Source organism: Nocardia sp. NPDC058633 (assembly GCF_042717045.1).
GTDB lineage: Bacteria > Actinomycetota > Actinomycetes > Mycobacteriales > Mycobacteriaceae > Nocardia.
Map to the genome: position 1 here is coordinate 14,945 of NZ_JBHXRA010000020.1, position 26,336 is coordinate 41,280.

The 26,336-nt window shown below is 67.9% G+C and carries 21 protein-coding genes and 2 tRNA genes; 13 read left to right on the forward strand and 10 right to left on the reverse strand.

Annotated elements, in window-relative coordinates; all coding sequences use genetic code 11:
* Positions 1–16 precede the first annotated feature (16 nt).
* From rpmE to argS, 7 genes are all read right to left on the reverse strand, one after another.
* Complete coding sequence (gene rpmE / locus ACFWUR_RS24425; protein WP_378909853.1) at positions 17–253, reverse strand: 50S ribosomal protein L31; 237 nt, start codon at positions 251–253, stop codon at positions 17–19.
* 331 nt (positions 254–584) lie between these two features.
* Positions 585–2,651, reverse strand: coding sequence for a transcription termination factor Rho (gene rho, locus ACFWUR_RS24430; protein WP_378909855.1), 2,067 nt, complete (start codon positions 2,649–2,651; stop codon positions 585–587).
* A 359-nt stretch (positions 2,652–3,010) separates the two neighbouring features.
* A complete protein-coding gene (gene thrB, locus ACFWUR_RS24435; protein ID WP_378909993.1) occupies positions 3,011–3,937 on the reverse strand; it encodes a homoserine kinase in 927 nt (308 codons plus the stop codon).
* Between the two features lie 22 nt (positions 3,938–3,959).
* Positions 3,960–5,054: a threonine synthase gene (gene thrC, locus ACFWUR_RS24440; RefSeq protein WP_378909857.1), complete on the reverse strand. Its 1,095-nt coding sequence runs from the start codon at positions 5,052–5,054 to the stop codon at positions 3,960–3,962.
* 94 nt (positions 5,055–5,148) lie between these two features.
* Positions 5,149–6,489: a homoserine dehydrogenase gene (locus tag ACFWUR_RS24445; RefSeq protein ID WP_378909858.1), complete on the reverse strand. Its 1,341-nt coding sequence runs from the start codon at positions 6,487–6,489 to the stop codon at positions 5,149–5,151.
* A complete protein-coding gene (gene lysA / locus ACFWUR_RS24450; RefSeq protein WP_378909859.1) occupies positions 6,486–7,910 on the reverse strand; it encodes a diaminopimelate decarboxylase in 1,425 nt (474 codons plus the stop codon). The genes ACFWUR_RS24445 and lysA overlap by 4 nt, the downstream gene beginning before the upstream one ends.
* Before the next feature lie 34 nt (positions 7,911–7,944).
* The gene (gene argS / locus ACFWUR_RS24455) at positions 7,945–9,606 is read right to left on the reverse strand and encodes an arginine--tRNA ligase (protein ID WP_378909861.1); all 1,662 of its coding nucleotides are present in this window, start codon (positions 9,604–9,606) and stop codon (positions 7,945–7,947) included.
* An 89-nt stretch (positions 9,607–9,695) separates the two neighbouring features.
* On the opposite strand from argS, the gene ACFWUR_RS24460 reads away from it, so the two are divergent.
* The 8 genes from ACFWUR_RS24460 to ACFWUR_RS24495 all read left to right on the forward strand — a co-directional run bounded on the left by ACFWUR_RS24460 (position 9,696) and on the right by ACFWUR_RS24495 (position 15,599).
* The gene (locus ACFWUR_RS24460; protein WP_378909862.1) at positions 9,696–10,583 is read left to right on the forward strand and encodes a DUF3105 domain-containing protein; all 888 of its coding nucleotides are present in this window, start codon (positions 9,696–9,698) and stop codon (positions 10,581–10,583) included.
* On the forward strand, positions 10,583–11,311 hold the full coding sequence (locus ACFWUR_RS24465; protein WP_378909864.1) for a DUF305 domain-containing protein: 729 nt from the start codon (positions 10,583–10,585) through the stop codon (positions 11,309–11,311). Before ACFWUR_RS24460 ends, ACFWUR_RS24465 begins: the two co-directional genes overlap by 1 nt.
* Positions 11,312–11,421: 110 nt before the next feature.
* Positions 11,422–11,494, forward strand: a tRNA-Arg gene (locus tag ACFWUR_RS24470).
* 116 nt (positions 11,495–11,610) lie between these two features.
* Complete coding sequence (locus ACFWUR_RS24475) at positions 11,611–12,240, forward strand: hypothetical protein (RefSeq protein ID WP_378909866.1); 630 nt, start codon at positions 11,611–11,613, stop codon at positions 12,238–12,240.
* Between the two features lie 57 nt (positions 12,241–12,297).
* Positions 12,298–13,674: a metallophosphoesterase gene (locus tag ACFWUR_RS24480; protein ID WP_378909867.1), complete on the forward strand. Its 1,377-nt coding sequence runs from the start codon at positions 12,298–12,300 to the stop codon at positions 13,672–13,674.
* Positions 13,675–13,824: 150 nt separating this feature from the next.
* Positions 13,825–13,896, forward strand: a tRNA-Cys gene (locus ACFWUR_RS24485).
* 37 nt (positions 13,897–13,933) lie between these two features.
* Positions 13,934–14,521, forward strand: a complete 588-nt coding sequence (locus tag ACFWUR_RS24490; protein ID WP_378909868.1) for a MarR family winged helix-turn-helix transcriptional regulator — start codon at positions 13,934–13,936, stop codon at positions 14,519–14,521.
* 25 nt (positions 14,522–14,546) lie between these two features.
* Positions 14,547–15,599 (forward strand): hypothetical protein, encoded by a 1,053-nt coding sequence (locus tag ACFWUR_RS24495; RefSeq protein WP_378909869.1) that lies wholly within the window; start codon positions 14,547–14,549, stop codon positions 15,597–15,599.
* Here ACFWUR_RS24495 and ACFWUR_RS24500 read toward each other — a convergent pair.
* The gene (locus tag ACFWUR_RS24500; protein ID WP_378909870.1) at positions 15,596–16,390 is read right to left on the reverse strand and encodes an enoyl-CoA hydratase; all 795 of its coding nucleotides are present in this window, start codon (positions 16,388–16,390) and stop codon (positions 15,596–15,598) included. The two genes, ACFWUR_RS24495 and ACFWUR_RS24500, sit on opposite strands and share 4 nt — an antisense overlap.
* Before the next feature lie 247 nt (positions 16,391–16,637).
* Here ACFWUR_RS24500 and ACFWUR_RS24505 point away from each other — a divergent pair, with 247 nt between their 5' ends.
* From ACFWUR_RS24505 to ACFWUR_RS24520, 4 genes are all read left to right on the forward strand, one after another.
* Positions 16,638–17,189, forward strand: coding sequence for a hypothetical protein (locus ACFWUR_RS24505; protein WP_378909872.1), 552 nt, complete (start codon positions 16,638–16,640; stop codon positions 17,187–17,189).
* A 123-nt stretch (positions 17,190–17,312) separates the two neighbouring features.
* Positions 17,313–20,564 carry a fused isobutyryl-CoA mutase/GTPase IcmF gene (icmF, locus tag ACFWUR_RS24510; RefSeq protein WP_378909873.1) on the forward strand — a complete coding sequence of 1,084 codons (3,252 nt, stop codon included), beginning with the start codon at positions 17,313–17,315 and terminating at the stop codon, positions 20,562–20,564.
* Positions 20,565–20,646: 82 nt separating this feature from the next.
* A complete protein-coding gene (locus ACFWUR_RS24515) occupies positions 20,647–21,714 on the forward strand; it encodes an amidohydrolase family protein (RefSeq protein ID WP_378909875.1) in 1,068 nt (355 codons plus the stop codon).
* Between the two features lie 40 nt (positions 21,715–21,754).
* Complete coding sequence (locus tag ACFWUR_RS24520; protein WP_378909876.1) at positions 21,755–22,162, forward strand: DUF3224 domain-containing protein; 408 nt, start codon at positions 21,755–21,757, stop codon at positions 22,160–22,162.
* A gap of 1 nt (position 22,163) precedes the next feature.
* Here the strand turns inward: ACFWUR_RS24520 and ACFWUR_RS24525 are convergent, their stop codons facing one another.
* Positions 22,164–22,913, reverse strand: a complete 750-nt coding sequence (locus ACFWUR_RS24525; RefSeq protein ID WP_378909877.1) for an SWIM zinc finger family protein — start codon at positions 22,911–22,913, stop codon at positions 22,164–22,166.
* Positions 22,914–25,751, reverse strand: coding sequence for a DEAD/DEAH box helicase (locus ACFWUR_RS24530; protein WP_378909878.1), 2,838 nt, complete (start codon positions 25,749–25,751; stop codon positions 22,914–22,916). It abuts the gene before it with no gap.
* Positions 25,752–25,941: 190 nt separating this feature from the next.
* Between ACFWUR_RS24530 and ACFWUR_RS24535 the strand changes: the two genes are divergently transcribed.
* Positions 25,942–26,304, forward strand: coding sequence for a hypothetical protein (locus ACFWUR_RS24535; protein WP_378909880.1), 363 nt, complete (start codon positions 25,942–25,944; stop codon positions 26,302–26,304).
* The last annotated feature ends 32 nt before the right edge of the window (positions 26,305–26,336 follow it).

Genomic DNA, 26,336 nt, shown 5'->3' on the forward strand with positions numbered 1-26,336 from the left:
GCGTCGGGAGAGGTAACTAGGAGGCGTCTTCGGCCTGCTTGGCACCCGCGCGCTTGCCGTAGCGAGCCTCGAAGCGGGCCACGCGGCCGCCGGTGTCGAGGATCTTCTGCTTGCCCGTGTAGAACGGGTGGCACTGCGAGCAGACCTCGACGGAGATCTGACCGGACTCCTTGGTGGAGCGAGTCTGGAAGGTGTTGCCGCAACCACACACGACGGTGGTGTCGACATACGTGGGGTGGATTCCTGCCTTCATGGGCGTCCTCTCGATAATGGTCGCCGGGTCGTAGCTCCATGGAGTGGAGTACGTGAACCGGAACCGACTAGGCGGGATGTCTGCGAACTCGCAAGACACACAGTTGTCCAGTATGCCAGAGCAGACCGCACGCCTACAGAACACCCCCCACCACGAGTTTGTTCCCGGATATATGGCGGCTGGTGCCGCGGTTCTCGGCGCTGAACTCCACCTCTTCCCTCCCTACGGGTACTCCTTCGTCGCACCCTTCGGTCAGTCCATCGGCGGAGGCGCGCCGAGAACAAAGCAAGGGCCCCACCGAAGCGGGGCCCTTGTCGGTAGTTCTAGACGATCACTCGTCGAGAGCGCTCGGTGCGGTCTTGGAGACCGTCATCAAGAACTCGAGGTTGTTCTTCGACTTGCGCAGGCGATCCATCAGCAGATCGATCGCCTGGTGCGAGTCCAGACCCGACAGCACGCGACGCAACTTGTGCACCACGGCCATCTCGTCGGGCGAGAGCAGCAGCTCGTCGTGCCTGGTGCTCGACGGGTTGATGTCCACCGCGGGGAACACGCGCCGCTCGGCGATCTTGCGGTCGAGCTTGAGCTCGGCGTTGCCGGTGCCCTTGAACTCTTCGAAGATCACCGTGTCGCCGGTGGAACCGGTCTCCACCATCGCCGTGGCGATGATGGTGAGCGAGCCACCGTTCTCGATGTTGCGGGCCGCGCCGAGGAACCGCTTGGGCGGGTACAGCGCGGTCGAGTCGACACCACCGGAGAGGATGCGGCCCGAGGCGGGCGAGGAGTTGTTGTACGCACGGCCCAATCGGGTGATCGAGTCGAGCAGCACCACAACGTCTTTGCCCATTTCCACCAGGCGCTTCGCGCGCTCGATGGCGAGCTCGGCGACGGAGGTGTGGTCACCCGGCGGGCGGTCGAAGGTGGAGGCGATGACCTCACCCTTCACCGAACGCTGCATGTCGGTGACCTCTTCGGGACGTTCGTCGACCAGGACAACCATGAGGTAGCACTCGGGGTTGTTGATCGCGATCGCGTTGGCGATGTCCTGCATGATCGTGGTCTTACCCGCCTTGGGCGGGGACACGATCAGCGCACGCTGACCCTTACCGATCGGCATGATCAGGTCGATCACGCGCGTGGTGAGCTTGTTCTGCGCGGTTTCCAGGCGCAGCCGCTCGTTCGGGTACAGCGGGGTGAGCTTCTGGAAGTCCGGACGACGACGCGCCGCTTCCAGCTCGCCACCGTTGACGGTGTCCAGGCGAACCAGCGGGTCGAACTTCTGCCGCTGGTTGTTCTGCTCGCCGTCGCGCGGGGCACGCACCGCACCGGTGATCGCGTCACCGCGGCGCAGGCCGTTCTTGCGGACCAGGTTCATCGACACGTACACGTCGTTGGGGCCGGCGAGGTAGCCGGAGGTCCGCACGAACGCGTAGTTGTCGAGGACATCGAGAATGCCGGCGACCGGCTGCAGGACGTCGTCCTCGCGAATGTCGTAATCGCGGGCCTCGGTCGGGCCGTTGCCCACGGGGCCGCCGTCGCGGTCGCGACCACGACGACGCTCACGGAATCGACGACCCCGGCGACCGCGGCCGCCTTCCTCGTCGTCACCGCCGCGGTCGTCGCGGGGACCGCGATTGCCGCCGCTGTTGCCGTTGGAGCCCTGATTCTGGTTGCGCTCGTTCTGATTACGGTCGCCACCGGCGCGCTCACCACGGTCGTTGCCGTTGCGGTCGTTGCGCTCGGCGCCGTTGCGATCGCCACGCTCGCGGCGACGTTCGTTCTGATCGCCGCCCTCGGCCTTGTCGGCCTGCTTGGTCTCCTCGGCGCGATTCTCGGCGGGAGCGCGGTTCTCGGCGGGAGCGTTGTCGCCACCACCGGAACGGGCCTGGTCACGCCCACGACGCTGCCTGCCACGACCACGCTGACCACCGTCACGACCGGAATCCTCGCCTGCGTCGGCGGGGGCATCGGTCTTGACCTGCTCGGTCGCGACCTGCTCGGCCGGAGCCTCGACGGTCTTGGCCTCAGCGGCCTTGACCTCGGCGGGAGCCTTCTTCTCGGCGGGCGCGGCCTGCTTGTCGGCCTTGGCGGACCGATCCGCCTTCGCCGGCGCTTCGTTCTTGGCAGGCGCTTCGTTCTTGGCGGGCGCTTCGTTCTTCGCAGGCGCTTCGTTCTTGGCAGGCGCCTCGTTCGCGACAGGCGCGGCGGCCGTCACGGCGGCGGCGGGCTTGTCACCCTTGGCAGGCGCTCCGGATTGATTTTCCTTGATAGCGGCGATGAGATCGCCCTTACGCATTCCGGAGGTACCTCGGATACCGAGCTCCCCCGCCAGTGCGCGCAACTGCGGCAACAGCATTCCAGTCAGCCCCGATCGTGCGACGTCGGTGTGTTCGCTCATTTTCGAAATCTGTCCGGATTCACTTTCGCGGCTGCCCGAGTTCGTAGGGTTGGAATCCACCCCGGGTGTCGCGAGCAGGTCCGTTTCTGTCACGGAAGTCCTTTCCTTCCCTCGAATGCCGTGTGCTGATTCGAGGGTTCCGTTCCGTAGACCGGCACCATATGCCGAGCTCGGATTATGCGTCCATGTTCGACGCCTGTGCCGTACTACCCGCCGCGGAAGGACCGGAGGCTTCGCCACCAGAAGACAGTGGTGAGGGGAGCGATTGCCCTGATGAAGCACCGGCGTCTGATGCGCACGATGTACGGACCTGCCCAGAATAGCTGCCCATTGCGAACAACGGCAAGGCAGGCACGCCGTCAGTCGATCGCCACCCCGTCGGCGATACCGGGCTCGATCACGCGCAAACCGTCCGATTCGGCCTGTTTGCGCAGGTCATCGGGGAATTCTTCGGTGGTCAACGCGAGAATTGTCGGCCCGGCACCCGAGACCGTCGCCGCGATTCCCGCCGCGCGCAACAGCTCGATCCACTTCGTGGTGAGCGGTAGCGCGGGTGCACGCTGGGTCTGGTGCAGCCGGTCGGCGGTGGCCGACATCAGCAGATCGGGGCGTTCGGAGAGCGCGACGACGGCCAGCGCCGCCCGGCTCACGTTGAACGCCGCGTCGCCGTGGGGCACCTGCTCGGGCAACAACCCGCGGGTGTGCGCCGTGGAGGAGCGTTCCTGCGGGATCAGCACCACCGGGCGCAGTGCGGGCGAGGGCGTCAGCCGCACGGCCCGGTAGGCGCGGTTCTGCTCGGCATCGGTTTCGGTCCACGACACCACGATTGCGCCGAGCACACTGGCCGCGGCATTGTCGGGGTGACCCTCGAACTCCGAGGCGAGCTGCACCAGACGGTCACCGTCCATGCGCAGCGCGGGGTCGAACTTCGCGGCCAGCCCGGCACCGGCGGCGAGCCCGCCGACCACGGCCGAGGCACTGGAACCCAGTCCGCGCGAGTGCGGGATCACGTTGCGGCACACCACATCGAGGCCGTCGGCCCACACACCCAGCGATTCCAGTCCACGCTCGATCGCGCGAACCACCAGATGCGTTGGACCCCAAGGCACGTCGTCGGCGCCTTCACCCTCGACTCGGATGTCGAGCCCCGACTCGGTGGTGCGCACCACGATCTCGTCGTAGATGCCCAATGCCATTCCTAGACAATCGAATCCGGGACCGAGATTGGCGGTGGAGGCGGGGACACGCACGGTCACTTCGAGACCGGCGGGCAGCGTCGCTGTCATCAGGGTGGGCTCGCGGCTCAACTCAGGCCAGCTCGAGTTCGCGGGCGATGGCGATCGGGTCGACGGCGATCGGCTTGACCTCGGGCATTCCGGCCAGCGCGTTGTCGGGGTCCTTGAGACCGTTACCGGTCACGGTGCACACTACGGTCAGACCCGAATCCAGCCAACCTTCCGCGCGCGCGGCCAGCAGGCCGGCCACGCTCGCGGCCGACGCGGGCTCCACGAAGACACCCTCCTTCGCGGCGACGAGACGGTAGGCGGCCAGGATCTCGTCGTCGGTGGCCGCGCGGAACGCGCCACCGGACTGCTCCTTGGCCTCCATCGCACCGTTCCACGACGCCGGGGCACCGATCCGGATGGCCGTCGCGATGGTCTCGGGGTCCTTCACCGGGGCACCGTTGACCAGCGGCGCGGCACCGGCGGCCTGCACACCGAGCATGCGCGGGAGCACCGAGGTGATGCCGTCGGCGTGGTATTCGCGGTATCCGCGCCAGTAGGCGGTGATGTTGCCCGCGTTGCCGACCGGGAGCACGTGCACATCGGGCGCCTTGCCGAGCACGTCGCAGATCTCGAACGAGGCGGTCTTCTGCCCCTCGATCCGGGCCGGGTTCACCGAGTTCACCAGGCCGACCTGCGGGAATTCCGCGGTCACCTTGCGCGCGAGCTCGAGGCAGTCGTCGAAGTTGCCCTCGACCTGGATGATCTTGGCGCCGAGCATCACGGCCTGGGCCAGCTTGCCCATCGCGATCTTGCCCTGCGGGATCAGCACCGCGCATTCCATGCCGGCGCGGGTGGCGTACGCCGCGGCCGAGGCCGAGGTGTTACCGGTCGACGCGCACAGCACAGCCTTCTGACCGCGGTACTTGGCGTCGGTCATCGCCATGGTCATACCGCGGTCCTTGAACGACCCGGTGGGGTTGGCGCCCTCGACCTTGAGATACACCTCGCATCCGGTGAGCGCGGACAGGTGCGGTGCGGGGACCAGCGGGGTACCACCCTCGAACAGGGTCACCGGCTCCCAGTCGGCCGCACCGGCCAAGCGGTCACGGTAGGCAGCGATCAGACCGGGCCAGCGCGAGTGCACGCCCAACTGCGGTGCGATTCCAGTCGTGCTCATGCCAACGCTCCCTGCGTCGCGGCGCAATCATGCGCGCACGTGTCTTCTGCGTACGATGCGGTGCGAATGTCGGCGACGCCGCGCACATTCCGCCTCATTCTTCTGTGCCTTCCAGTCTGAGAACGCTGGTCACAGCGGTGACGGATTCCATGTCCGCCAATACGGCGACAGTATCCGCCAGCGACGACTCCACCGCATGGTGGGTGACGACCACGAGTCGGGCGCCGTCGCCGTGGCCCTGCTGACGCACGGTGGAGATGCTCACCCCGTGCTGGGCGAAGGTGTCGGCGACCGCGGCGAGCACGCCGGGACGGTCCTCCACCTGCAGGTTCACGTGGTAGCGGGTGGGGGTGTCACCGATCGGCGCGATCGGCAGCTCAGCATAGACCGATTCACCGGGTGCGCGACCACCGTAGAACTTGTTGCGCGCGGCCATCACCAGGTCGCCGAGCACGGCCGACGCGGTGGGGGCGCCACCGGCACCCTGCCCGTAGAACATCAGGCGACCGGCGTTGTCGGCTTCGACGACAACGGCGTTGAACGCGCCGTTGACCGAGGCCAGCGGGTGCTTGCGCGGGATGAGCGCCGGGTAGACGCGCACCGAGACGCGATCCTTGCCGCCCTCTTCCAGGGTCGGCTCGCCCGGACCGGCCGAGACGCGCTCGCAGATGGCGAGCAGCTTGACCGTGCAGCCGACGGCCGACGCGGTCTCGAGGTCTTCGGCGGTGATCTTGGAGATGCCCTCGCGGTAGACATCGGCCGCGGTCACACGCGTGTGGAAGGCCAGCGAGGCCAGGATCGCGGCCTTGGCGGCGGCGTCGTAGCCCTCGACATCGGCGGTGGGGTCGGCCTCGGCGTAGCCGAGTTCGGTGGCTTCGGCGAGCACGTCGTCGTAGGCGGCGCCGGTCTCGTCCATCGCGGAGAGGATGAAGTTGGTGGTGCCGTTGACGATGCCGACGACCTTGTTCACCCGGTCACCCGACAGCGACTGGATCAGCGGCCGGACCACCGGGATCGCACCGGCGACGGCGGCCTCGAAGTACAGGTCGGCGCGGCTGCCCTCGGCGGCGGCGGCGAGCTCACCGGTGTAGTCGGCCAGCAGCGCCTTATTGGCGGTCACCACGGACTTGCCCGCGATGAGCGCGTCGCCGATCAGCTTGCGGGCGGGATCGATACCGCCCATGACCTCCACCACCAGATCGACGTCGTCGCGGGCGACGAGCGCGGCGGCATCGGTGGTGAGCAACTCGGCGGGCAGACCGCGGTCCTTGCTGACGTCGCGCACCGCGACACCGCGCAGCACGAGTGGCGCTCCGACGCGCGAACGCAGGTCATCGGCGTGATCGCGCAGCACGCGAACCACCTCGGTACCGACAGTGCCCATCCCGAGCACGGCTACGCCGAGCGGACGACCCGCATCTTTGGTGCCGTTCATTCTTCTACCTCCAGGCTGAGCAGGTCCGCCACCGTTTCCCGGCGCAGAATCAGTCGGGCCGCACCGTCACGCACCGCGACCACAGCGGGCCGGGTGAGCAGGTTGTAGCGACTCGACATCGAATAGCAGTACGCACCGGTCGCCGCCACGGCCACCAGGTCACCGGGGCCGGCGTCGGCGGGAATCCAGGTGTCACGAATGACGATATCGCCACTCTCGCAATGCTTTCCGACCACGCGCGCGACGACCGCATGGGCGTCCGACGAGCGCGAGACCAGACGGCAATCGTAGTCGGCCTGGTACAGCGCGGGGCGGATATTGTCGCTCATCCCACCGTCCACGCTGACGTAGCGACGGCGCGCGCCACCGTCGAGTTCGACATCCTTGATGGTGCCGACCTCGTACAGGGTCACCGTGCCGGGGCCCGCGATGGCGCGACCCGGTTCGACGGCGATGGTCGGCTCGGGCAGCCCGGCGCGGGCGGCCTCGGCGGCGACCAGGGCGCGCAGGTTGGCGGCGAACTCGCCCAGCGGCGGCGGGCTGTCGCTCGGCAGATACGAAATACCGAGGCCGCCGCCGAGATCCAGGGTCGAGATCTGCGCGGTGCGGTCGATGCCGAACTTGTCGATGGCCTCGCGCAGCAGGCCGAGCATGCGTCGCGCGGCGATCTCGAAGCCGTCGAGTTCGAAGATCTGCGAGCCGATATGGCTGTGCAGGCCGACCAGACGCAGGTTGTCGGCCTCGAAAACGCGGGCGAGGGCTTCCATCGCGTCGCCACCGGCGATCGAGAAACCGAACTTCTGGTCCTCGTGCGCGGTGGAGATGTACTCGTGGGTGTGCGCCTCGACACCGACGGTGACACGGACCAGCACGTCCTGCACCACACCCGCCGCGGCGGCTACGGCTTCGAGCCGCTCGATCTCGTAGAGCGAGTCGACGACCACGTGCCCGACACCGGCCGCCACGGCCGCTTCGAGCTCGGGCACCGATTTGTTGTTGCCGTGCAACGCGATCCGCTCGGCGGGGAAACCGGCGTTGAGCGCCACCGCCAGCTCGCCGCCGGAGCACACGTCCAGGGAAAGGCCCTCGTCACGGATCCAGCGCGCGATCTCGCCGCACAGGAACGCCTTGGACGCGTAGTGCACGCGGGCGTTCGACCCGAACGCGGCCACCATGTCGCGGCAGCGCGAGCGGAAGTCGTCCTCGTCGATCACGAACAGCGGCGTGCCGTACTGCTCGGCGAGCCCGGTGACGGGCACACCGGCGAGCCGGACCACTCCGTCGTCACCGCGCAGGGCGTTGCGCGGCCACACGTTCGCGGGGAGGTCGATCATCTCCTGCGGGTCGGTCGGGCGCTCGGCCAGACTCGGCGCGTGCGGGATCTCTGCGTGCCGGGGACCGGCGGGGTGTGCGCCACTCATCGTTGTGCGTCCTTCCTGAAAAGTCTGTGGGAGCTCACATGCGCTCCGGTGCGCTCACGCCGAGCAGGGCCAGACCGTTGGCCAGCACCTGACGGGTCGCCTTGACCAGTTCCAACCGGGCGGCGTTGAGCGGGGTGACGGCGTCGTCGCCCTTGGGGAGCACGCGCATGTCGTCGTCGGACTGGAACGGGTGGTAGACCCCGGCCAGTTCCTCGAGATAACGGGCGATGCGGTGCGGTTCGCGGGTATCGGCCGCGGTGGCGACGACACGGGGGAAATCGCCGAGGGTGCGGATCAGATCACCCTCACGACCGGAGGTCATCAGCGCGAAATCCGGTTCGACAGAAGCAAATTCGGGATACTTCGCCGCGTTGCCGATAATGCTGTTGGTCCGCGAGTGCGCGTACTGGACGTAGTAGACCGGGTTCTCGCTGCTCGCCTTGGTCCACAGGTCCAGGTCGATGTCGATGCTCGAGTTCACCGAGGAACGCACCAGCGAATAACGCGAGGCGTCGACACCGATCTGCTCGACCAGATCGTTGAGGGTCACCACGGTGCCCGCGCGCTTGCTCATCTTCACGGCCACACCGTCGCGCACCAGGTTCACCATCTGCCCGATCAACACCTCGACGGTGTCGGGGTTGTCGCCGAACGCGGCGGCGGCGGCCTTGAGCCGGCCGATGTAGCCGTGGTGGTCGGCGCCGAGCATGTAGATGGCCAGGTCGAAGCCACGGCCACGCTTGTTCTGGAAGTAGGCGATGTCACCGGCGATGTAGGCGGCGTTGCCGTCACTCTTGAGGACCACGCGGTCCTTGTCGTCGCCGTACTCGGTGCTGGCGATCCACCACGCACCGTCCTTCTCGTACAGGTTGCCCGAGTTCTTGAGCTGCTCGACGGCCTGCTCGACGGCGCCGGAGGCGAACAGTTCGCTCTCGTTGAAGTACACGTCGAAATCGGTGCCGAACTCGTGCAGGTCGGCCCGGATCTGGGCGAACATCTGCTGCACGCCCGCACTGCGGAACACCTCGTGCCGCTCGTCGGCGGGCAGGGTGAGCACCTCGGGATGCGCGGCGACGATGCCCGAGCTGATCTCGGCGATGTACTCGCCCGCGTACCCGTCCTCGGGGGTCGGCTCGCCCAGCGCGGACGCCACCAGGGACTTCGCGAAGCGGTCGATCTGCGCGCCGTGGTCGTTGAAGTAGTACTCCCGGGTCACGTCGGCGCCCTGAGCGGCCAGGATGCGACCCAGCGCGTCACCGACGGCGGCCCACCGGGTGCCACCGAGGTGCACCGGGCCGGTCGGGTTCGCGGAGACGAACTCGAGATTGATCTTGGTGCCCGCCAGTGCGAACCCGGTGCCGTAGATCTCCCCCGCGGCCAGGATCTGGCTGACGATCGCGCCCTGCGCCGACGCGGCGAGGCGGATGTTCAGGAAGCCGGGGCCCGCGATCTCGGCCACATCGATCCCCTCGGAGGCCGACAGCGCCTCGGCCAGCCAGCCGGCCAGCTCCCGAGGGTTGGTTCCGACCCGCTTGGCCACCTGCATGGCCACATTCGTGGCATAGTCGCCGTGTTCGGGGTTACGCGGACGCTCCACTGTGACCTGCTCGGGCAGGACCGACGAGTCCAGTCCGCGTTCGACAAGCACCTTCGCCGCGGTGGTACGAAGGAGATCTGCAAGGTCAGCTGGAGTCACGAGTCTCTATCCTATTGGCTGGGCCCCTCGCAACCACGACCGCCCGCCACGAACCCACCGATCCACACGTCGAAAGAGCACAAGCAGCGATGCCGAGTAGGACCAGCGCCACATCAGCCAAGGCCGTGCGGGCCGCGGGGAAGTCGTCTCCGTCCCGCAAGACCCGCAAGGGCAACCTTCCGGGTAAGAAGCGCGACACCCCATGGGCCCTGATCGGCGCCGGCGTTGCCATCGTCGCGCTGGTCGGCCTGCTCGCCTACAGCCTGGTGCCCAAGTACATGGACCAGGCCGCCATCCGCGAGGCCCAGACCGACCTCAAGGAATGGGTGCCCTCCAAGGAGAACCAGGACCCGTCGACGAAGATCGACGGCGTGGTGAAGGCGGAGTACCCGGCCGGCCTGCACGTGACCAGCAGCCAGCGCGTGGCCTACGACAAGGCCCCTGCCTTCGGTGGCCCGCACGACGGCGCGTGGGCGAACTGCACAGGCACCGTCTACGCCAAGCCGATCCGCATGGAGAACGCGGTGCACTCGCTCGAGCACGGCGCGGTCTGGATCACCTACAACCCGGACAAGGTCGACGCGGCCGGTGTCGAGAAGCTGTCGAACTTCGTCAAGGGCCGTCAGTTCTCGCTGATGTCGCCGTACCCGGGTCTGGACTCGGCGATCTCGCTGCAGTCGTGGGGCCACCAGCTCAAGCTGGACAATGCCGACGACGCGCGGATCAAGCAGTTCATCTCCGCCCTGCGCGAGAACCCCTACGCCTACCCCGAGGTCGGCGCGAGCTGCTCGAACCCGATCTTCGACGCGAACAACCCGCCGCCGTTCGACTCCTCGCCCTACGGTCCGGAAGCGGTGCCGATGGACGGTAAGGGCCTGACCCCGGACGCGACCGAACTCGGCGGCGGCGGCATCGGCTCGGGGATTCCCGGCCTGCCGAACATCCCGATGCCGGGCGGCCTGCCCTCGGGCCAGTAGTGAGCACGGTCGAACCCGGCGACGCCGCCCTCGACTCGGACACCGCTCCCGACTCGGGCGCGCGGCGCCCGACCGGGGCGGTCCTCGTTCTCGGCGCGATCGGTCTGCTGCTGCTCGGCGCGGTGGCCGGGGTGCTGTTGCGGATGCCGTTGGAGAAGAACTCCGAACCCGAACCGAGCGCTGTCGACATCGGTTTCAGTCAGGACATGTCGGCCCATCACGCCCAGGCCGTCGATATGGCCGGGGTGGCGCTGATCGCCTCGACCGACAACGACGTGCGCAGGCTCGCCTACGACATCCTGACCACCCAGCAGAACCAGATCGGCCGCATGCAGGCGTGGTTGCAGCTGTGGGGCGAGTCCAATCAGAACGTCGACGGCTACATGGGCTGGATGACCGACGACCACGGCAGCAGCGGCCACCACGGTGACACCACGGCCGGACCCGCGATGTCGGGCCCGATGCAGCAGATGCCGGGCATGGCGAGCCAGGAGGAGATGACCGCGCTGCGCCGGTCCACCGGCCCCGCCCTGGACACGATGTTCCTGCAGCTGATGCTGCGCCACCACCAGGGTGGCGTCCCGATGCTCGACTACGCCGCCGAGCACGCCGACACCACTGCCGTCCGCACCCTGGCCGCCACCATGTCGAAAACCCAGGAAAGCGAGTCCCAGCTGATGACCAGCATGCTCGCCACCCGCAACGCCACCCCCCTGCCATTCAACTGACCACCGCGCCGGACCGGGCAACCCCCGGTCCGGCTTGGTTTTTGGCGCACCGCACTCCATGCGATACGCTGTCGCTGCCCGATCGCCTCACCGCGACCGGCATCTATCCCGCCCTCGTAGCTCAGGGGATAGAGCGTCTGCCTCCGGAGCAGAAGGCCGCAGGTTCGATTCCTGCCGAGGGCACAAAACGAGGTCCCGTCCGTTCGGTCGGGGCCTCGTTTTTTCGATATCAGGTTTGATCTCGCACGGTTCCACACGTTTTGGGGGCCGACGCCCCCGATGACATCAGGAGCGTTGCCATGACGAATCCGCCAGAGGGCCAGCAACCGCCCTTCGGTCAGCAGCCGCCGGTCCCTCAGGGAACCCCTTCGCAGGGAGTTCCGCCGCAGGGGCCGCCGGGATATCCGCAGGCGGGTGGACCGCAGGGGGCGGGGTATCCGGGTGGGGCCCAAGGGCTGGCGCCACAGCCGCCGAAGAAGAAGCGGACCGGGTTGTTCGTCGGGCTCGGGATTGTGGCGCTGGTGGTGGCCGGGGTGCTGATCGCGGGGATCGTGCTGACCCTGCAGGGGCGCACGCCGCTGTCGTCGGACGAGAAGCAGATCGATGTGGCCGTGCGCGATTTCTACGACACCCTCGATTCCGACGGGTTCATCGCCGCCGCCGCCTTGGCGTGCCAGGCCGACCGGACCGAGATCGACAATCTCACCCCCGAGCAGCGTTCGCAGTTCGAGAAGGCGACCGTGCAGGTGACGATCGACGATGTCACCGACATCGTCATCACCGGTGACGACGCGAAGGCGACGGTGGTCGGTCAGTTGACGCTGTCGGTGGAGGGCGAGCAGCCCGATACCGAGTCCAGCACCGAGGAGCACCTCACCAAAGAAGACGGCACCTGGAAGATCTGCTCGGCACCGGCCAACAAACACTGACCGAACACCCGGTGACGCCTCTCGTTGTCGCCCACGACCGCCGTTACCCTCGGTGTCATGGGCTGCTGCGGAGCGTCACGCCGGACAGTGCTCGCCGCCGCGGCGGGTGCGATGCTCGCCGCGGCGGTACCGGGCTCTGCCGCAGCACAATCCGAGCCACTGATCGCGCTCGATCTGGAAATCGTCACCGTGACCGAACGTGGCGTGGTACTCACCTGGACCACGTTCGGTCTCGACCCGGCGGGCCTGCCGGTTCCGGTCCCCGCCGATACCGAAGTGCGTCTGGCGCCGGCGGATTCACCTCGCGAGCCGGTCGCGGTCTACCACGACGACGCCCGAACCCCGTACCACTACGCCGAGATCGACGGCCTCGAACCCGGCCGCGCCTACCGATTCCTGGCTCTGTCCAACGGAATTCGCGCGCTGCCCGGCCCGACCCTCACCACCGCGGCACCGGGCTCCCCCGAGGCTTGCGGCGAATTCACCACGCTCACAACGCCTCCCGGGCGCCTGCTGCACACCATCGCCCTGGCCAACGACGTGCACTACGGCGAAACGGTCAGCGGCATCGTGATCGCCGGATTCCCGCCCGGATACCGCAGTGACCCACCGTATCCGCAGTTCATGCTCGATGCCCTCCTCGATGACGCCCGCGCCCGCGACGCCTCGCTCCTGCTGGTGGCAGGCGATCTGACCAACGAGGCGACTGCCGACGAGTCCCGTTCCGTCCGAGCGCATCTCGACACCTGGGGCGCCCTCGGCACCGACTACCTGGTGGCCCGTGGCAACCACGATCGCCCCCACCCCGGCTACCCGAACTGCGCACCGACCGACGGCCGCGCCGACTGCTGGGGCGACAGCTTCTTGCCCCGCCAGCACATGACCGAACACCACCTCGGCGACCTGCGCATCCTCGGCCTCGACACCAGCGCCCCGGACGCGTCGGGCGGCGTCATGGACCGCCCTCAACTCGACGCCCTCGCCGATACCCTGCGCGCCGATCCGGACCGTCCCACCCTCGTCTTCGGCCACCACCCCGTCACCACGGAAGCCGGCTTCACCAATATCGGCGGTCCCGGCTTCGTCCTCGACCGCGCGACCGCGATCGAACTACAGACGCTCTACCAGCGAGCACCCGGCGTCTTCCTGCACCACAGCGGCCACACCCACCGGACCCGTCGCACGCGACCGGACCTGCCGTGCGAGGTGGAATTCCTGGAAGTCGGTGCGGTGAAGGAGTATCCGGGCGGTTACTGCCTGCTCCGCATCTACGACGGTGGCTACCGGGTCAACTTCTACAAGACCCGCACCGACCAGGCCCGCCGGTGGAGCAGCCTGACCCGCGGCCAGTATTTCGGCACCGCACCGGACTATCTGCTCGGCACGATCGAGGACCGCAACCATGTCGTCGCGCGGGATTTCTCCGGGCTCTGATTCTCGGTCGCGGGCATCGCCCGCACGCCTGGCGGGGGTGACCGCGCCCGACTCGGTGTCCCACGGATCCGCGGTCGCCTACCGACATTGCGATCACGGTGATCGCAACCCTCGCCGCGAGCGCGAGTACCCGGCACTATCAATGGCGAGGCGGGCGTGGCTGAGAGGTTGAGGCAACGGTCTGCAAAGCCGTCGACGCGGGTTCGATTCCCGCCGCTCGCTCTGTGTGCAGCGGCTGGGTCGTGGAATGATCGTTTTCATGTCACGGCCCAGACCGCTCTCCCAGGACCCCATCGCCGAGGCGTACCGGCAGTGGATCGCGCATGGCTGGGAGTCGGTTGCCGACGGCATGGCGCTGGTGACCTCGCTTGTTCGGGCACAGCAGATCGTGATGGCGCGCGTGGACGAGGCGCTCAAACCGTCCGGCCTGACGTTCTCGCGCTACGAACTGCTGCAACTGCTCGGTTTCAGCCGCACCGGCGCCCTGCCGATGGCCAAGGCGAGCGCGCGGCTGCAGGTACATCCGACCAGCGTGACCAATACCGTCGATCGACTCGAAGCCGCCGGGTTGGTGGTCCGGGTCCCCCACCCCAGCGACCGTCGGGCAACACTGATCGAAATTACGAGCGCGGGAAGAAAATCCGTAGCCGAGGCCACGGCGGCGCTCAACGCCCAGGTGTTCGCCGAACCCGGTCTTCCTCCCGAACAGGGCCGCGACCTGTTGCGACTGCTCGCACAGTTCCGCCACGACGCGGGTGATTTCGACGCCGACGACGCGCAAAACCTCGCATTCCACGCGACCTGGCAACCGTCTGGGAAATCTTCGACCGATCCCCTTGGCAGCTAGCGCGAAAAGGTCCACGATGTAGCCCATGGTGCTGATCCTCGGGGTGTCGGCGGGCGCGGGTGGTGCCCGCGCCGTACTGACCCATTCCGATCAGCCACACATGCCGCCCATCGACCGCATCCGGGTGCCGCGCCGAGCGGGCGGCTCGGTGGAGGAGGCGGTCCTCACCGCGATCCACCGCATGCGCGCGGCGGCAGCCGACCGCGACGAATATGTCTCCGGCACCGCCGTCACCTGCCGCAGCGAACTACAGGCCGACGCGATCAGAGCCGCCGCGGGCCGGGCCGATTTCGCGATCGTCGACGAACCGCTGGCCCAGCTGCGCTACCTCCGCTTCACCGGCCTATTGCCCGCCACCGACTCGGTCATGCTCTACGACCTCGGCAGCTCGGGTTTGACCATCACCCACGCCGACTGCCGCACCGAAACGATCCTCGGCTGCCAACGCAGCACGGTGATCAGCGGCAACGGCTACGACGCGCTCCTGCGCCGGCAACTCGCGCGCAGCGGCGTCAGCGCCGACGAGCAATCCAGCCGAGAGCACCGGGAATCGTTGAGCCGCACCAGAGTTGTCACCGCCACCGACGCCGACACCGGCGGCCGCGCGGTACTCACGCGCAGCGATCTGGCGGAATTGTGCGAAGCGGGACTGCACCATTCGGCCTCGTTCGTGCGCCAACTGATCGAGGAGACCGGGGTACGACCGGGCGCCATGGCGCTGCTCGGCGGCTGCGCCCGCAACCCGAGCCTGCGCGCCGACCTGGCGCGGCTGATCGGCCTGCCGATCGTGTACGACCCCGAGCCGGAGTATGTTTCGGCGCGCGGGGCGGTGCTGATGTGCGCCCGCCGTCCCTCGGCGCGCCTGCGCATGCCGCGTCGACGCGCCGGGGCCGTCCTGGTCTCACCGCCCGAGGGCCGACGAAAACTTCTCGCCGCGGTCGCGGTGACGGCCACCCTCGGTGGCACGGTCGTCGGACTGCTCGGTAACGACAATTCCTCGGCGCGGTCCCCCGAACAGGGCACCGCGCCGACGACCGCGCAGTTCATCGACGGCGCGCCGCGCGGGAAACCGAACTAGCGGTTGTTGAAGTTCGGCGGACGCTTCTCCACGAAGGCGGCCATGCCTTCCTTCTGGTCCTCGGTCGCGAACAGCGAATGGAACACCCGGCGTTCGAACAGCAGCCCCTCGGCCAGGGTGGTCTCGAACGAGCGGTTCACCGCCTCCTTGGCGATCATCGCGACCGGCAGCGACATCGACGCGATGGTCTGCGCGGCCTCGAGCGCGGTGTCGAGCAGTTCGTCGGCGGGCACGACGCGGGAGACGAGCCCGGAACGCTCGGCCTCCTCGGCGCCGATCGTGCGGCCGGTCAGGATCAGGTCCATCGCCTTGGCCTTGCCGATCGCGCGGGTGAGACGCTGTGAGCCGCCGATGCCGGGGATCACGCCGAGGGTGATCTCGGGCTGACCGAACTTGGCGTTGTCGGCGGCGATCAGGATGTCGCACAGCATCGCCAGCTCACAGCCGCCACCGAGCGCGTAACCCGCGACGGCGGCGATGGTGGGCTTGCGGAAGTCGGCCAGACGGTCCCACCGAGCGAAGAAGTCGGCCATGAACATGTCCATATACGACTTCGGTGCCATTTCCTTGATATCGGCGCCTGCCGCGAAGGCCTTCGCCGAGCCGGTGATCACGACGGCGCCGATGGAGTCGTCGCGGTCGAGTTCGTCGAGCGCGGCGATGACGTCGTCGAGGACCTGTGCGTTGAGAGCGTTGAGTGCCTTGGGGCGGTTCAGGGTGATCCAGCCGACCCCACCTTTACCGTCGGCGCCGCCCTTGCGCTCCAGCAGAATCGTCTCGAATTCGGTCACGGCCACCCTCTTGTCGATCAACGGTCACGGATGACGCTGACGATACCGAGCCCCGCCGCAGTCTGGGTTCCGCCTACCGCTGCCGGGCCCCGTACCTCCACCGTCGTCGGGCCTGTCGGCGAGCCGCTGCCGATCGGCCGCACCCGTCGTCCCTGCTCGCCGCGCAGATCGGGGTCGGCGAGCTGAAACCGTGGCTCGCCGTCTGTGACGCATTCCACCACCGCCGATGTGCGGCACAATCAGGCCCATGGGCAGCGACCATTTCGTGCGGATCACCCGCCTGCGCGCACTGATCGACCACGAGAACACCGGCGCGGGCGAGCGCGCCACCGCGGAACGAATGCTGGAGCGCCTGCTACGGAAATCCGTGGGCCACAATCCTTCCGGCGCCGCCCCCGACCGTGTCTACGGTTCACGTCACCACCGGGCGGGCAGGCACGCAAGCACGGCGTCGATCGTCGAATCGGTCCGCGAGGACATCGCCTTCGCCCGTACCTTCGCCACCGCGGGCGCCCCCGGCGAGGTCACTGTCCACAGCCCCCTCGCCGCGGCCCCCGCCGAGCTCACGATCGTTGTCACCACTCCGTTCGCCGACCAGATCGTGGTCACCATCACCGACATACCGCCCACCTGGGGGTGGGAATCGGACGAGTTCGACCGCATCACCGCCACCGTCGACCTGCGCCGACTCGCCGACGAGCTCGCCGAGGTGATCGACAGCTACAACCACGACGGCGCCGATGTCGGCCCGCGCTTCTTCCGCACGATCCGCGCACAGGAAACCACCCTGATCCGCTGATCCACCCCGGTTGCCGACGCCGACGCGAGCCGCACCGCAACCGAGTCGACGCGCCCGACGCACCCCGAATTCAGCGAGCCGTTTTCCCGGCGAAGTGACGCTGTTCACACTAGAATTAGTTTGATGTCCGAGTATCGGGCGATCTACCACACGGCGGAGGCGGCCATGAGCCTGCATGTTCCTGTGAATCCGGTGCGGTTCGTGACGTCGGCGGCCCTGTTCGACGGACACGACGCGGCGATCAACATCATGCGGCGCATCCTGCAAGCCCAGGGCGCCGAGGTGATCCATCTCGGGCACAACCGGTCGGTGCGCGAGATCGTCGACGCGGTGATCGAGGAGGACGTCCAGGGGGTCGCGGTCAGCTCGTATCAGGGCGGACACATCGAGTTCTTCGAATATCTGGCCGAGGCACTGCGCGAGGCGGGGGCAGGTGAGGTGCGGATCTTCGGCGGGGGCGGCGGGGTGATCGTCGCCGAGGAGATCGAACGGCTCGCGGCGAGCGGCGTGCGGATCTTCTCGCCCGAGGACGGCCAGCGGCTCGGACTACCCGGGATGATCAACGAACTGATCCAGCTGTGCGATGTCGACCCCGCGCGAACCGCACCGGACCTCGACGCTCTCTACACCGGCGATCGACACGCCCTGGCGCGCACCATCACCTGCTTGCAGCAGGGTGCGCTGACCGCGGCGGATCGAAGCGCGATCGTGGCGGCGGCAGACCAGCGGCGCGTGCCGGTTCTCGGCATCACCGGCACCGGCGGCTCCGGCAAGTCCTCGCTCACCGACGAATTGGTGCGCCGCCTGCGCACCGACCAGCAGGACAAACTGCGCATCGCCGTGCTCGCGGTGGACCCGACCCGCAGACGAGCGGGCGGCGCCCTGCTCGGTGACCGCATCCGGATGAACGCCCTCGACGGCGACCATGTCTATTTCCGTTCCCTGGCCACCCGGGGCAATCACGAGCTGCCCGACGATATCGACACCATGATCGCGGCGTGCCGAGCCGCCGGTCACGACCTGGTCGTCCTCGAGACCCCCGGTATCGGCCAGGGCGACGCGGGCATCGTCGACCACGTCGATGTGGCGCTGTATGTGATGACGCCGGAATTCGGCGCCGCCTCCCAGCTCGAGAAGATCGACATGCTCGACTACGCCGATGTGGTCGCGATCAACAAGTACGAGCGCCGTGGCGCGGCCGACGCTGTCCGCGATGTGGCACGCCAATTGATCCGCAACCGTTCGGAATTCGGCGCGAGTCCCGCTGATATGCCCGTCTTCGGTACCAGTGCGGCGACTTTCGACGACGACGGTGTCACGGCGCTGTACCAGCACCTCACCGGCCTGCTCACCGAGCACGGTCTGACTCTCGAACCCGGCGCGCTACCCCGCGTCGACACCTCGGTCTCCACGCGCTTCGCCCAGCTCGTGCCCCCGTCACGGGTCAGGTACCTGGCCGACATCGCCGAGACGGTCCGCGGGTACCACGCCGATACCCAGCGTGAATCCGATGCGGCGCAACGGATTCAGCGCCTGACGATGGTCCACGCCGAGCTCCCCGACGACACGGCGGTAGCCGATCTGCTCGCTCAGGCCCGGCCCGCGCTCGGCGCGGCGTCGACCGCGGCGCTGGCCGAATGGCCCACCGTCGCAGAGAGCTATCGCGGTGACGAACAGGTGGTCCGGATCCGCGACCGTGAATCGCGCACGCCCCTGCGCCGAGAATCCCTGTCCGGCACCAGCATTCCTCGCGTCGCGCTCCCCCGTTTCACCGATCACGGCGAACTCCTTCGCTTTCTGCGGGCGGAGAACCTGCCCGGCCGATTCCCCTTCACCGCAGGCGTTTTCCCGTTCAAACGAGACAACGAGGACCCCGCCAGAATGTTCGCGGGCGAGGGCGATCCGGCTCGGACCAATCGTCGGTTCAAAGTCCTCAGCGCCCACGCCGAAGCAACCCGCCTGTCCACCGCCTTCGACTCGGTCACCCTCTACGGCCACGATCCGGCGCCGCGTCCCGACATCTACGGCAAGGTGGGCACCTCGGGTGTCTCGGTGGCCACGATCGAGGACATGCGCACCCTGTTCGACGGTTTCGACCTCGGCGCCCCGACCACCTCGGTCTCGATGACCATCAACGGCCCCGCCCCGACCATTCTCGCCTTCTTCCTCAACACCGCGATCGACCAAGCGCTGCACCGCTTCTCCGTCGCGCAGGGCCGTGAACCGACGGCCGGGGAAGCCGCTGACCTTCGCGCGCGCACCTTGTCGACGGTGCGTGGCACGGTGCAGGCCGACATCCTCAAGGAGGACCAGGGCCAGAACACCTGCCTGTTCTCCACCGAGTTCAGTCTGCGCATGATGGCCGATGTGCAGGAGTGGTTCGTGCGCAACGACGTCCGCAATTTCTACTCGGTCTCGATTTCGGGATATCACATCGCCGAAGCGGGCGCGAACCCCATCAGCCAGCTCGCCTTCACCCTCGCCAACGGATTCACCTATGTGGAGACCTATCTCGCGCGCGGGCTGGCGATCGACGACTTCGCCCCCAATCTGTCGTTCTTCTTCTCCAATGGCATGGACCCCGAATACACGGTGATCGGCCGGGTGGCCCGACGTATCTGGGCGATCGCGATGCGCGATCGCTACGGCGCGGGCGAACGCGCCCAGAAACTCAAGTACCACGTGCAGACCTCGGGGCGTTCGCTGCACGCACAGGAAATGCAGTTCAACGACATTCGCACCACCCTGCAGGCATTGATCGCCGTCTACGACAATTGCAACAGCCTGCACACCAATGCCTTCGACGAGGCGGTGACCACCCCCACCGAGGATTCGGTGCGCCGCGCACTGGCGATTCAGCTCATCATCGCCAAGGAATGGGGGCCGGCCGTCAACGAGAATCCACTCCAGGGCAGCTTCGTCGTCGAGGAACTCACCGATCTCGTCGAGGAAGCGGTGCTCGTCGAATTCGAGCGGATCAGCGAACGCGGCGGGGTGCTCGGCGCCATGGAGACGGGGTACCAGCGCGGGCGCATCCAGGACGAGTCCATGCGCTACGAACAGCGCAAACACGACGGATCACTGCCGATCGTCGGGGTGAACACCTTCCGCGGCCGCGACCACGACACCGCGCACGCACCGCTGGAACTGGCCCGTGGCACCGAAACCGAACGCCGCTCCCAACTCGACCGGTTGCGCGGTTTCCAGGCCGAGCACGCCGAGCAGTCACATCGCGCGCTGGCCCGGCTGACCGAGGTCGCCCACACCGACGGAAATATTTTCGATGTGCTCATGGACGCGGCACGGGTGTGCACATTGCAGCAGGTCACCGATGCCTTCTTCGCGGTGGGCGGCCAATATCGGCGCACTGTATGAGCAGCGCAATCCGGCCGGCGCCGCGCTCGCCGTGTGACAATCGCCTGCGAGCAATGCCAGCGGCGGCGATGGGACGCACAGCATGGATCTGACCGATTTCGACATCATCGATGCCCATATTCACCAGTGGGATCCGCATGCCACACCACGCGAGTTCAGCAAGCTCGCCAAGCTGATGCGCCGGCTGCCGGTGCCGGTCGATATCGCGGCGAAGCTGGCCCCGCGCCGTGACCGCCAATTCGTCGGCCACCCGGGTGCCTACCTGCAGCCCTATCTGCCCGCCGACTACCGCGACGACCTGGGCGATACGCCGGTCGCATCGGTGGTGGAAATCGAGGTGCAGTGGACGGGCTGGAAGCCCGACGAGACGCGGTGGGTGGCGAGCCTGCCGTTCGGCGTCGACACACCCGCCTTGGCGACGATCGTCGGCTCGGCCGACCCCGACGCCGAGGGTTTCGGTGCGGTGCTCGACGCGCATCAATCGGCGTCGCCGTTGTTTCGTGGCATCCGGACGATGGTCGCCCATCACCCCGACCCCGACGTGAAGTCGTTCGCCGCCCACGACGGCGTGCTCACCTCCCGTGCCTTCCTGAACGGCTTCGGGCAACTCGCCGAGCGGGGGCTCTCGTTCGACGCGTGGGTGTACTCGGGGCAGCTCCCCGAGGTGACGGCGCTGGCCGAACGGTTTCCCGAGGTGCCGATCGTGCTCGACCATCTGGGGACGCCGGCGGGAATCTTCGGCCCGGTCGGCAAGAACACCGGGCACACCGCCGGACAGCGGGAGGCGCTGTTCGAACGCTGGCGCGAGGATCTCACCGATCTGGCCGCACAGCCGAATGTGGTGGCCAAGCTGAGTGGGCTGATGATGCCGGTGCTCGGGCATCCGGTACCGCCGCGCGGCACCCCGACGCCAGTGCCGACGCTGCTCGCACGGGTCGGTCCGCTGCTGGCGCACGCATGGGCGGTGTTCGGTGCCGACCGGCTGATCTGGGGGTCGAACTTCCCGGTCGACAAGCCGATCACCAGCATCAGCGGGGCGGTCGAGATGGTGTCCACGGGTCTGAGTGACGCAGGCGCGAGCAACGCTGACCTGCGGAAGGTGTTCGGCGGCAACGCTGCCCGGTTCTACCGGGTCGATCAGCCGGGGTGAATCGCCGAGCGCTGTCGGTGGCCGGGTTTACCATCGGCGCATGAAAGCCATCGGCACCTTCGAGATCACCGCGTTCGAGCCCACCGAACTGACGCCACAGCCCCCTGTCGTCACCGGGATGCCGGTCGGCGTCTCGACCATGACGAAGTCCTACGCGGGTGAGATCGAAGGGCTCTCGGCGACGCTGTTCACCGCGGCCTTCGACATGAACACCGGCGCGGGCACCTACCTCGCGATGGAGTCGTTCGAGGGTGCGCTCAACGGTAAGGCCGGCGCGTTCAACTTCGTCCACTCCGCCACCACCGGTGGCACCGACCGCACCGCGGAGTTCTTCCACATCGTCCCCGCCAGTGGCACCGGGGACCTGACCGGCATCAGCGGGACCGGCGCGCTGTATGTGGATGCCGAAGGAGCTCACCACATCTGGTTCGAGTACGAGTTGAGCTGACTCAGCTGTCGAATTCGGCGTAGAGAGAACGTAATTCACGCAGGCCGGATGCCGCCGTCGGTTCGTCCTCGGCGCACATGCGCAGCGCGCGGCGCAGTGGAATCGCGTCGAGGTCCTCGATGACGGCGTGGAACTCCACGCGTGGCAGCTCGGGCAGCACCAAGTCGTCGCCGTAGGGGTCATCGGAATCGGTGGTGCGCGCGGATTTCTCGACCCCGCCGATGAGGGTGTCGAGGTCGAGGCCGCGCAAGGTGAGGATCTCGCTCGGCTGTTCGTCGAGGCGCTCGGCGAGCAGGTAGCAGACCGCGGCGACGTGCTTGCACGGCCAGCCCATGTCCGGGCAGCTGCAGGTGAAGTCCAGTTCCGAGGCTGTGGTCGGCAGCAGGTGTGGGCCGAGCGCGGGCGGGAGCGCGCCCGAGGCGATCTCGGCGAGCATGCCCGGCGCCTCCCTGATCTCGGCCAGCAACAGCTCGACCTCGTCCTCGCGCAGCGGTCGGATCGACAGTACCGAGGTGAACGGGCTCGGCTGGCTGCCCTGCACCTCCGCCGTCACCGCACCGCGTTCGATCCGGTAGTTCACGACCTGCCCGACCCTGGCGTAGGTGCGTCCGCGCGAGAGCCTGCCCGCGTCGGCCACCTTCTCCACCGCGTCGAGCAGCGACTTACCCCACCAGGTCCGGCCGAATCCGCCGCGAGCCCGGGCCCCACCGCGGACCGGCTTACGCGGGCCGAACTGGCTGAAGTCGGCCATCTACTCACCCACCGCCTCGGCGCCGAGGGTGAACAGCTCACGCAGTTCGTCGGTGCTCATCTCGGTGATCCAGTTCTCCCCCGCGCCGACGGCCAGATCGGCCAATTGCTTCTTGCCGTTGATCATCTCGTCGATCCGCTCCTCGATGGTGTCGACGCACACCAGCTTGCGGACCTGCACGGCGCGCTGCTGGCCGATCCGGAACGCGCGGTCGGTGGCCTGGTTCTCGACCGCGGGATTCCACCAGCGGTCCAGGTGGATCACGTGATTGGCGGCGGTGAGGTTGAGGCCGGTACCGCCGGCCTTGAGCGAGAGCAACATCAGCGGTGGCCCGTTCTCGCTCTGGAAGCCGGTGACCATGTCGTCGCGGCGCTGCTTGGCCACACCACCGTGCAGGAACGGGATCGGCGTGCCGAATCGTTCGGTGAGATACGGCAGGATCAAGTCGCCGAATTCGCGGAACTGGGTGAAGAGCAGGGCTTTCTCACCATCGGCGAGTACGGCGTCGAGCACGTCCTCGACCAGCGCCAGCTTGCCGGAGCGGTGGCCGCCGCGGCGCAGGATCGGCGAGCCGTCGCCCAGATAGTGCGCGGGGTGGTTGCAGACCTGTTTGAGCCGGGTCAGCGCACCGAGCACAGCACCCTTGCGCGCCATGCCTTTCGCGTCTTTGAGCTTGTCCAGCATGTCGTCGACCACGGCTTGATAGAGCGCGGCCTGTTCGACGGTGAGGTTGGCCCGCACCGTCATCTCCAGCTTCTCCGGCAGGTCGCTGATCACCGTCGGATCGGTTTTGAGCCTGCGCAGCACGAACGGATCGGTGATCAAGCGCAGCCTGTCGATGGCTTGCTGGTCGCGTTCGCGTTCGATCGGCACGGCGAACCTGGCGCGAAACGACTGCGGACTGCCGAGCAGTTTCGGCATGGCGAAGTCGAACAGGGCGCGCAGTTCCTCCAGGCGGTTCTCCACCGGAGTTCCGGTGAGCGCCAACCGATGTCGAGCGGTGAGCGCTCGTGCCGCCCGCGCCTGCCTGGTCGCGGCGTTCTTGATGTGCTGTGCTTCGTCGAGGGTGATCCGCTCCCACCGCTGTTCGCTCAGCACGGTGACGTCGCGGGCGAGCAGCGCGTAGGTGGTGATGACCAAGTCCGAATCAGCCACCGCCGCAGCGAATTCCGCGCCGGTGAGGCGTCCGGGGCCGTGGTGCACGAGCACGCGCAGGTCGGGCGCGAACCGCTGCGTTTCCCGCTGCCAGTTGCCGACCACCGACATCGGGCACACCAGCAGCGTCGGTCCGACGGCCGACTCGCCCATGGCCGCCGGTCGCACGCCTGCCACGCCGACCTCGCGCTCGTGGACCAGCAGCGCGAGGACCTGCACGGTTTTGCCCAAGCCCATGTCGTCGGCGAGGATCGCGCCGCAGTTCAGTCGGCTCATGGTAGCCAGCCAGCTCAACCCTCGCTCCTGGTACGGGCGCAGCTGAGCCTTCAGGCCGACCGGCACCGGAACCGGCTCCGGTTCGCTTTCCCCGGAGAACAATTCGGCCGCCCACCCGTCGGCGGTGACCTCGGTGACCGGGACGTTGTCGACGCGTTCGGCGGCCAGTTCACCGATCATGTCGGCCAGGGTGATCGGGCTGTCGTCGGCGTGCTGGGCGACGTAGCGGGCGGCGGCGGCCAGCGCTCGGTGATCGGCCTGCACCCACTCACCGCGCAGCTGGACCAGGTCGGATTTGCTGCTGATCAGCCGCTCCATCTCGGCCTGGGTGAGCACGAGATCGCCGAGCGCCAATTCCCAACGGTAGGAGAGCAGTCCGCTGAGGCCGACCGTGGATTCGGCGGCGGCGGGGCTGCTCACCCGCAACCGCATGCTCGGTTCGGCGATGTTCCAGGCGCGCGGCAGGAGTAGTCGAATGCCGGCTTCCTGCAGGGCATGCGCGCCGTGAGCCACCAGATCGGCGACCACCTCGGTCGGGAGCAGCAGGTCGAGACCGCGCGGATCGGTCGGCAGGTCACGCAGGCGCGGGTAGGCCTTGCGGGCCTGGCCGAGTTTCTCCGCCGCGGTTCGCACGAGCACCGGATCGTCGTCGAAGACAACGGGTGCGGGTGCGTCGTCGACCGGGCGCAGGCACACCTGCAGCCGCCACAGCGCCACCGATTCGTCGGCGGTGCCGAACTCGCCGTCGGGTTCGCACAGTCGCAGCACGAGTTCCGGCTCGTCGGCGGCGTAGCCCTCGCGCCACAGCGTCAAGGTTTCCGACAGGCGGTAGGACCCGACGTCGAGCGGGGTATCGGCGATCAGCGCGGCCAGCAGCGGGTGTGTCATGGTGCGATGCCCGAGATATTCGCGGGCGATCGGGTCGGTGAGGTGGGCGCACAGGTCCTCGAGCACCGCGGTAGGTGGACCGGCTACGCGCAGCGCCGGCGGCATCGCGGTGGCCAGCTCGGCCAGCCACGCCCGCTGACGTTGTCCGCCGACCAGCCGCCAGCGCACCCACCACTGACCGTCCGCTCGCTCGATCTGGGGTACCACGCGGCCGGCCCGCACCCATCGTTCGACGCCGCGCGCGACGTGCGCGAGGAACCGCAGATCGCCGGAGATGTTCTCGCGCGGCAGTCGGCTGCGCAGCACGACGGCCGCCGTCGGTGGCGCGAGCGCGTGCGCGCGAACCTCGGCGGTGCCGGACTGCCCCGCGGCATCCACGACGAGCACCTGGGCACGGTGGCGGAATCTGGCGCGGTCCAGGATGTCGCCGAGCACCGACCCCACGGCGACCGGCTCCCCGTCGTGCCACAGCAGCAGGCCCGATTCGGGGGACCACAGACCGTGCAGCATGGACACCATCCAAGCAGGCGGTACCGACACCGATCACGGCCGCCATACCTCTGGATTTCTCGCCGCAACGGGAACATACTTAAATAACCCCTGGTCACGGCCGGAATACCCACCGGCGACAACTCCATACCGACCCAGGCGAACCGGCCTCGATCCGGTTCGGCCGATGACCCCCTTGTAATTCGTGCGGAGGGCAGCGATGACGATTCTGCTCCAGGTTCTCGAGCAGAGCTACACACCCAACACCCCATGGGAACGGCGCAAATTCACCTTCATCGACACCACGAAGATCCTCGGCATGCGACTGGACGGCCAAGCGGGCGTCTGGCTCGATCTGTCGCGGCCCGGCGAATCCCAGCGCCTGGCCCACACCATCGACCCCAGGGAATCCATCACCTTCCTGCTCACCGTCTTCGCCAAGATCGCCGAATGCGAAGACCGTGGCGGCTCCTGGCTGGTCGGCCACGACGGCGCCCATGTCTCCTCGATCGCCGCGACACGCTTCCCGCCCCATCCGGCCGAACTGGCCGCCGACGATCTGCTGGCCCGAGCCTGGTTATAGGCCGCGCCCTCGACTGACGCGACTGTTCCCCT

Bases quoted from the DNA above. Each gene is read 5' to 3' on its own strand.
- rpmE (WP_378909853.1), bottom strand. From the start codon at position 253: ATGAAGGCAGGAATCCACCCCACGTATGTCGACACCACCGTCGTGTGT.
- rho (WP_378909855.1), bottom strand. From the start codon at position 2,651: ATGAGCGAACACACCGACGTCGCACGATCGGGGCTGACTGGAATGCTG.
- thrB (WP_378909993.1), bottom strand. From the start codon at position 3,937: ATGACAGCGACGCTGCCCGCCGGTCTCGAAGTGACCGTGCGTGTCCCC.
- thrC (WP_378909857.1), bottom strand. From the start codon at position 5,054: ATGAGCACGACTGGAATCGCACCGCAGTTGGGCGTGCACTCGCGCTGG.
- ACFWUR_RS24445 (WP_378909858.1), bottom strand. From the start codon at position 6,489: ATGAACGGCACCAAAGATGCGGGTCGTCCGCTCGGCGTAGCCGTGCTC.
- lysA (WP_378909859.1), bottom strand. From the start codon at position 7,910: ATGAGTGGCGCACACCCCGCCGGTCCCCGGCACGCAGAGATCCCGCAC.
- ACFWUR_RS24460 (WP_378909862.1), top strand. From the start codon at position 9,696: ATGCCGAGTAGGACCAGCGCCACATCAGCCAAGGCCGTGCGGGCCGCG.
- ACFWUR_RS24475 (WP_378909866.1), top strand. From the start codon at position 11,611: ATGACGAATCCGCCAGAGGGCCAGCAACCGCCCTTCGGTCAGCAGCCG.
- ACFWUR_RS24480 (WP_378909867.1), top strand. From the start codon at position 12,298: ATGGGCTGCTGCGGAGCGTCACGCCGGACAGTGCTCGCCGCCGCGGCG.
- ACFWUR_RS24490 (WP_378909868.1), top strand. From the start codon at position 13,934: ATGTCACGGCCCAGACCGCTCTCCCAGGACCCCATCGCCGAGGCGTAC.
- ACFWUR_RS24495 (WP_378909869.1), top strand. From the start codon at position 14,547: ATGGTGCTGATCCTCGGGGTGTCGGCGGGCGCGGGTGGTGCCCGCGCC.
- ACFWUR_RS24505 (WP_378909872.1), top strand. From the start codon at position 16,638: ATGGGCAGCGACCATTTCGTGCGGATCACCCGCCTGCGCGCACTGATC.
- icmF (WP_378909873.1), top strand. From the start codon at position 17,313: ATGTCCGAGTATCGGGCGATCTACCACACGGCGGAGGCGGCCATGAGC.
- ACFWUR_RS24515 (WP_378909875.1), top strand. From the start codon at position 20,647: ATGGATCTGACCGATTTCGACATCATCGATGCCCATATTCACCAGTGG.
- ACFWUR_RS24520 (WP_378909876.1), top strand. From the start codon at position 21,755: ATGAAAGCCATCGGCACCTTCGAGATCACCGCGTTCGAGCCCACCGAA.
- ACFWUR_RS24525 (WP_378909877.1), bottom strand. From the start codon at position 22,913: ATGGCCGACTTCAGCCAGTTCGGCCCGCGTAAGCCGGTCCGCGGTGGG.
- ACFWUR_RS24530 (WP_378909878.1), bottom strand. From the start codon at position 25,751: ATGGTGTCCATGCTGCACGGTCTGTGGTCCCCCGAATCGGGCCTGCTG.
- ACFWUR_RS24535 (WP_378909880.1), top strand. From the start codon at position 25,942: ATGACGATTCTGCTCCAGGTTCTCGAGCAGAGCTACACACCCAACACC.